The sequence below is a fragment of the Argonema antarcticum A004/B2 genome (assembly GCF_023333585.1).
GTDB classification, from domain to species: domain Bacteria; phylum Cyanobacteriota; class Cyanobacteriia; order Cyanobacteriales; family Aerosakkonemataceae; genus Argonema; species Argonema antarcticum.
The window spans coordinates 1-6,544 of sequence record NZ_JAIQZN010000180.1 but is presented as its reverse complement, the minus strand read 5'-3'; the positions used below and the strand labels follow the sequence as shown (position 1 = coordinate 6,544).

The 6,544-nt window shown below is 45.0% G+C and carries 9 protein-coding genes; 1 reads left to right on the top strand and 8 read right to left on the bottom strand.

Going from position 1 to position 6,544, the window contains the following annotated elements; all coding sequences use genetic code 11:
- Nucleotides 1–211, top strand: a 211-nt coding sequence (locus tag LAY57_RS34610; protein ID WP_249071857.1) for a hypothetical protein, incomplete at its 5' end; no start/stop codon positions are given.
- A 10-nt stretch (nt 212–221) separates the two neighbouring features.
- Here LAY57_RS34610 and LAY57_RS34605 read toward each other — a convergent pair.
- The 8 genes from LAY57_RS34605 to LAY57_RS34570 all read right to left on the bottom strand — a co-directional run bounded on the left by LAY57_RS34605 (nt 222) and on the right by LAY57_RS34570 (nt 6,156).
- Nucleotides 222–1,754 carry a bifunctional aminoglycoside phosphotransferase/ATP-binding protein gene (locus tag LAY57_RS34605; protein WP_249071855.1) on the bottom strand — a complete coding sequence of 511 codons (1,533 nt, stop codon included), beginning with the start codon at nt 1,752–1,754 and terminating at the stop codon, nt 222–224.
- A 439-nt stretch (nt 1,755–2,193) separates the two neighbouring features.
- Nucleotides 2,194–2,790, bottom strand: a complete 597-nt coding sequence (locus LAY57_RS34600) for a 50S ribosomal protein L25/general stress protein Ctc (RefSeq protein ID WP_249071853.1) — start codon at nt 2,788–2,790, stop codon at nt 2,194–2,196.
- Between the two features lie 61 nt (nt 2,791–2,851).
- Entirely contained in the window at nt 2,852–3,217 is a 366-nt protein-coding gene (locus LAY57_RS34595) for a hypothetical protein (protein ID WP_249071851.1), read from the bottom strand.
- A complete protein-coding gene (locus LAY57_RS34590; RefSeq protein ID WP_249071849.1) occupies nt 3,217–3,423 on the bottom strand; it encodes a hypothetical protein in 207 nt (68 codons plus the stop codon). The genes LAY57_RS34595 and LAY57_RS34590 overlap by 1 nt, the downstream gene beginning before the upstream one ends.
- 7 nt (nt 3,424–3,430) lie before the next feature.
- On the bottom strand, nt 3,431–3,655 hold the full coding sequence (locus tag LAY57_RS34585) for a hypothetical protein (protein ID WP_249071847.1): 225 nt from the start codon (nt 3,653–3,655) through the stop codon (nt 3,431–3,433).
- 166 nt (nt 3,656–3,821) lie between these two features.
- A complete protein-coding gene (locus LAY57_RS34580; RefSeq protein ID WP_249071844.1) occupies nt 3,822–5,156 on the bottom strand; it encodes an adenylosuccinate synthase in 1,335 nt (444 codons plus the stop codon).
- A 206-nt stretch (nt 5,157–5,362) separates the two neighbouring features.
- Nucleotides 5,363–5,659, bottom strand: coding sequence for a hypothetical protein (locus LAY57_RS34575; protein ID WP_249071842.1), 297 nt, complete (start codon nt 5,657–5,659; stop codon nt 5,363–5,365).
- 2 nt (nt 5,660–5,661) lie between these two features.
- Entirely contained in the window at nt 5,662–6,156 is a 495-nt protein-coding gene (locus LAY57_RS34570; RefSeq protein WP_249071840.1) for a C39 family peptidase, read from the bottom strand.
- Nucleotides 6,157–6,544 lie beyond the last annotated feature (388 nt).

Sequence of the window (6,544 nt, the reverse complement as noted above, 5' to 3'; positions counted from 1 at the left end):
GTTGTCAGTTGTCAGTTGTCAGTTGTCAGTTGTCAGTTGTCAGTTGTCAGTTGTCAGTTGTCAGTTGTCAGTGGTCAGTTGTCAGTGGTCAGTTGTCAGTTGTCAGTTGTCAGTTGTCAGTTGTCAAAAGCCAATAGCCAATAGCCAAAAGTCCATAATTAGTTGTCCATTTTTGGGTGTTTGTAACCAAGAACTTATGACTAATGACTAATGACTAATGACTAATGACTTAATTGTGACACCAAATCCTGAGTGGTGTCTAATGTTTTGACAAAAGATTGTTCAGCCTCGGTGAAAGGTTCGCTAGCGGCTTGTTGGCTACTTAAGAGGTTAGCTGTGGCATCGGAAACATCGCCAGTACGGGAGGAGAGGCGATCGCGCAAGACATCTTCTGGTGCCGTACAGAATAATATTTGCAGAGGCAGATGATGTTTTTCGGCTTGTGCGATCGCTTCAGAACGCAACGCCGCGCGATCGTACTTAGCATCCAAAATTACCGGATAGCCAGCCGAAGCCAGCATAATTCCCAGTTCCAACAGACGCCCATAAGTTTTCTCAGTCATTTGGGCCGAGTACAAATCTGCGCCACCTTTTTCATGCAAAGGTACACCAGCCAAATGTTTCCGCACCGCATCCGATCGAATCTGAATTGCGCCTATTTTCCGAGCCAAATATCGCGCCACCGTACTCTTACCAGAACCGGATAACCCCGACATTAAAATCACTTTACCTTGGCGCGGTTTTGTATATTGCCACGCCATTTTGTAATAGCCAGCAGCAGTTTCCTTCGCTTTTTCTTTCTCATCGGCGGGAATACCAGGATCGTCCAATAAAAAGGAAATTACCTTTCCCCGCACATAAGATTGACGGCTTACATACAAAGGTAAAACTTGCAACCCTTCCCAGTCGCCAGTTTCTTCAACGTAAGTATTCAAATAAGCATTGCAGAGGTCTGGACGCTGCAATCCTTCCAATTCCATCACAGCATAAGCAATGTCGAACATCACATCAACAAAGCGGAACGGCTCATTAAACTCAATACAGTCGAATAACATTATTTTGTTATTCCACAAACAGATATTTCTCAGGTGTAAATCGCCGTGACATTCCCGAATCCAGTTATTTTTAATTCGGCTAGCAAAGAGTTCTTGCCGTTCTGCAAAGAAAGTATCTGTAAACTGCTTAGTTTCGTCAAACTGAGACTGAGTTTGAGGCCCACCAATATATTTCTCAGTTTGCTGGTAATTTTCGTCGATGGCTTGGCGAATCTGGTCAACTTCACCAAAAGTGCGAATATAGTCATTGATTGGTGCTTGGGCGTGGAATTCTGCCACAACCCGCCCCAAATCCTCCATATTTTTCTCAGTCAGTTTACCCTGTTCAAACAAAGTGAGAAATAACGCATCTTGAGGAAATTGGCACATTTTCAGCGTATATTCCACCGCTTCACCAGCGCCACCCAGTTGAAATTGCTCTCCTGTCTGAGTGATTGGCAAAACTTCTAAATAAATTTCGGGAGCCCCGCGCTTATTCATGCGGAACTCTTCATTACAAAAATGTTGCCGTAGTTCCAAAGTCGAGTAGTTCAAAAAGCCAAAGTTTACCGATTTTTTAACCTTATAAGCATAATCCCCAGTGAGGAATACATAGGAAACGTGCGTCTGAATTAGCTTAATCGGTTCTGTTACCGGGTGAGGATAGAAACCCGGTTGCAACATTTGCTGAATTAGAGAAGGGAGAGATGTTTGGGTCATGGTATAGCAAAAGTCAAAAGTCAAAAGTCAAAAGTCAAAAGTGAAATGCTTTCTGTGAATTTATTCTAGCGTTTTAGTACGTCCTAACTGCCTTGACGATTGCTATAATTTCAGATGGCAGATGGCAGATTTTAGGGCTAACTCAATATAAAAAACCAGGGTTTTGTCCCTGGTTAGCGAGGTAAGTAAGTAACTCAAGTTGCTAATTACTGGCATCGCCATCGTTTGGAATGGGTAATGGGTAAGTTGGGCGATAAGCTGCCGCGCCGGAGAGTTTGTACGATCGCAATTTATGAAACTCTTGTGGAGCGGGCATCTTGCCAGCCCCATTTATACAACTTAGATGCGCGACAGCTTAAGAGCGCTAAAGCGCAACAACGTACCTAGAACCAGGCTCAATCATATAACTAGCAACTTACGTTAACTATCTGAGCAAGGTTTATGCAGATGCTGCTGTTTCTTCGGCTTCAGTAGCTCCACCTTGTGTGTTGAGGACGCTGACAACCACTTGATTTGGCTCGGCAATGGCTGTAACGCCGGGGGGCAAAGTTAGTTCGCGGATATGCAGGGCATCCCCAATGTTCATAGCGGAAACATCAACTTCAATGTTATCTGGGATGCTCTGGGGCAAACATTTTACCTGGATTGATGTCATCACGGTGTCTAACATTCCACCGCTTAACTTAACACCGACTGGTTCTCCGACAAAATGCAGGGGCACTCCCACTTCCAGGGTGTCGTGAGCTGAGACGGCAAAAAAGCTGAGGTGATAGATAAATCCCTTTGCGGAATGAGATTGGACTTCTCGCAGGAGAGTTTGACCGTTCCAAGGGATGTCAGGAATGTTCAGATTAATGAGGGTGTTGTTGATGGATGCTTTTTTAAGCAGCTGTTCGGCGACTTTGGCATTCAGTGTGAGAGCAATTGATTCAGCACCTTTGTGGCCATACAAAACGGCTGGAATTTGGCCGTTACGACGCAGGGCGTTCGGTTTGCTGTTTTCAAGCCGCTTTTGACATTCAACTGTGAGTTCCATGTTCTGATTTTGGTTCCTTAGTATTCAAATAGTATCAAATCTTCAGCACGGCATTACTAAATTATACCCGCTGAAGATACTGATATTTTGCGTTTTCCAAGCACTTCCGCAATTCTTGGAGCTTTTTAAGACGATAAGTGGCAGCTTGATGTTCTGGTTTTGAAGGAGAATCTCCAAGTTGAGAGAGTACGGAATCACTCTCCTCACTAATTGCCTCAAGTAAGAAATTCCTCAGTTTTTTACGATTATCTTTCCCCAACTTAACCAACTCTAAATTTTCTTCTTCTCCCTCTATTTTTATTTTTGTTTTGCGGGTTTTACCTATTTTCGAGAACTCTGATTTTGCCAACCATTCGTAGAATGCTTCTGCTATTTCTACAGTATAGGGTGGCTGACCATTGTTTGTGTAAAAGCTGATGTCTAACATTAGCCCTCCTCCTGATCCTTTGACTCCATAAACTCTTTTTCGGGAACATTTTCAGCCCAAGCAATTTTTGCCTCGTCAAATAACTTTTTCCCATCTGGAGAGATTGTTCCTGTAGTTAAAACTCCAATAACAGTTTCTTTGGCGATAATTTTCTTTGCTTCGCTTGGGTAGATATTCTTTTTTGTTTTGATCTCAATGTGTGGCATGGCACTATTAACGATTATATTTATTTTGAATTTGGCGAATTATTTCTTGTACTCGTGAGGCATCTTCTGGATTTATTAGTAATATATCTCCTTTAGAATCATTTCCAGTAGTTCTTGTAGCTGAAATACCTTCTTTTTTTAATTCTTCAATAACCCACCCAATAAAATTTTTATGTACAAGTAGTTTGTACCTCATTCGATCTTCATCTGTTTCCCAGTTATTTTTAGGCATTCTAGCTCATCTTTACCGAGAATTTCAGATTTCAGATTTCAAATTGAAAATTTTTGGTTAATGCCTCGCCCCTTGTGGGCGAGGCAAATCTGAAATCTGAAATTTTAAATCTGCAATCAGTTTGCACCATCGACTACTGCTATTCTATGGCGAAAAGCGTTATGCCTCAGACTGCTACAGGTGTGCCATCAGCGTGCAGCAGCGCTCGTTTGGGGCCGTGAATGGGGTCTTCTACAATAATTGTTTGGTCGCGGCTGGCTCCCAGGGAGACGATCGCGATCGGTACTTCCATCAATTCGGCTAGGAACTTGAGATAGTCTAGCGCTTGTTTTGGTAAGTCTTCCAGCTTACGACATTCAGCTGTGGATTGTTTCCAACCGGGTACGGTTTTGTAGATGGGTTTGCAACGGGCGAAGATGCGGGAACTGCTGGGAAAGTCTTGGCAGTTTTGACCGTCGATTTCGTAGGCTACGCAGACTTGAATTTCTTCCATCTCGTCGAGTACGTCGAGTTTGGTGATGGCGAGACAGTCTAAACCGTTGATGCGAACGGCGTATCGACCGATCACGGCGTCAAACCAGCCGCAGCGTCTTTTGCGTCCGGTGGTGGTGCCAAATTCTGCGCCGCGATCGCACAATAATTCTCCCACTTCGCCGTGGAGTTCGGTGGGAAATGGCCCTTCTCCCACTCGTGTTGTGTATGCTTTGGCTACACCGATGACGCGATCGATCATTGTCGGGCCGACGCCTGTGCCTACGCAGGCTCCACCGGCGACTGGGTTGGAGGAGGTGACGTAGGGATATGTGCCGTGATCGAGATCCAGGAGGGTTCCTTGTGCGCCTTCAAACAGGATGTTGCGCCGCCGCTGGATGGCGTCGTAAATCTTTAAGGAGGTGTCTACTACATGGGGACGTAACCGATCTGCATATTTTAAGTAATGCTCGATCGTCTCTTCTGCATCGAGGGGAGGCAAATTATAAAGCTTTTCTAGGATGACGTTTTTATAATTTATCGTCCAGTTAAGCTGTTTGCGGAGGGCATCTGGGTCCATTAAGTCTAGGATGCGGATGCCGGTACGCTCGGATTTATCTGCGTATGTGGGGCCGATGCCGCGACCTGTGGTGCCGATTTTGTGGTTTCCCCGCCGTTCTTCGGATGCTCGATCGATCATGCGGTGGTATGGCATGGTGACGTGGGCAGTCTGGGAAATCAGCAGATTGCGGGTTGAGATGCCCAGCTTTTCTAGCTGGTCGAGTTCTTCAATGAGTACCTGGGGGTCGATGACGGTGCCGCAACCGATGATGCACTCGGTGTCGGGATATAAAATTCCCGATGGAATTAGATGCAGCTTGAAGGTCTGCCCTTGCACCACGACGGTGTGTCCGGCGTTGACACCCCCTTGGTAACGTACAACTACATCTGCTGATTTGCTGAGTAAATCGGTGATTTTACCTTTTCCTTCATCGCCCCACTGGGCACCTATCACTATTACGTTAGCCAAGGGTTTATTACAAGTGCTAAAGTTTTCACAAATTCTTATTATTATCAGATTCCCATGCTCTTGTCAACATGGTATTTGAGGGCAGAGGGGAGGGGGTAAGAGGGGAGGGGGTAAGAGGGGAGGGGGTAAGAGGGGGAGGGGGTAAGAGGGGGAGGCAAACGTGATTCTGTGCCGATCGCATTCTCACAAAAAAGGCGATCGCACTCTCACACATAAGCTGCGAGTTCTTTGTAATAAGATTCATCAACATCTAATGGCAGTTCAACAGCCTGATTGTTGTATACTTTTGAGACTAATTTGGATATTTTAAGAGCGATCATTTGGTGAAATTTGAATGTTTGCGAGAAATGCTTATCGCCATTGGTAACTTGAATTTCTTTTTCAGCCACTATATGGCTGTCAACTGTCATCGTGAATTTGTGTTCCTCTGTACCAATTAAAACTAGCACATCGAAAGTTCCTGTTTCTTTTGCTGGTTCGATCGAAAGCACTTTTACGTTCATTATTAACTCCGAAAAACTGCTTGAGTAGTCCAGTATTTTAGAAAGTCTTCTCTTGTCATTCTATACCTTGTGCCATCCCAAGGGTCACGAATAAGAACATATCCTGCCTCATCCAGACCATCAACGAGTACCATGTGTCCTATTCCTGCGCCAACTTCCCAAAGTACAGCAGCCCACGAACCTGTGTTATTCAAGGTTTCAAAGAGTTCGGAGTCAGTTGCACCTGGGATACCCAATGGGCCTCCCACCCATTGTTTAATCCCTTCTGGAAGGTCGATCGTGTTAAGCACATTGGCCAAATTTGGGCAAGTTACTGGTACTCCAGCCTCATTAGCAATCATAGCCTGACTGATATTGTTGATGCCACGCTCTTTGAGCAACATTTCACCACAAGCAGATCCGCAAGATAAATCGTTTTGCTGCTGTATAACGTTTGGGTCGAAAATTTCATCAATAACTGGCCAATTTCCACCAGCACCAGCTTGTTCGGGATACATTCTATACTCCTAGTATTGAGCGGATACTTGTAGGAGTATAGGTGATGAGGATAACATTGTAAAAATGGATATGAAAAAGGCGATCGCATTCTGAATAAATGGGAAATGCGATCGCATTTTACAATTCCAGACCAAAATCTTGCACCAGTTGTCATCACCCGGCTCTTAATCAATCCCCCGCCTAATAAGCTGTCGCGCATCTAAATTGGGCTCTTCCGTACTTACTATGCTATTTGAGGAGAGGGGGAGAGGGGGAGAGTGGGAGAGGGGGAGAGTGGGAGAGGGGGAGAGTGGCAGAGTGGCAGAGTGGGAGAGTGGCAGAGTGGGAGAGGCGAAAAGAAATAAAAATGTTCTTAGGTGAACAAAAGCATAGCAACTCCGAAAGAGC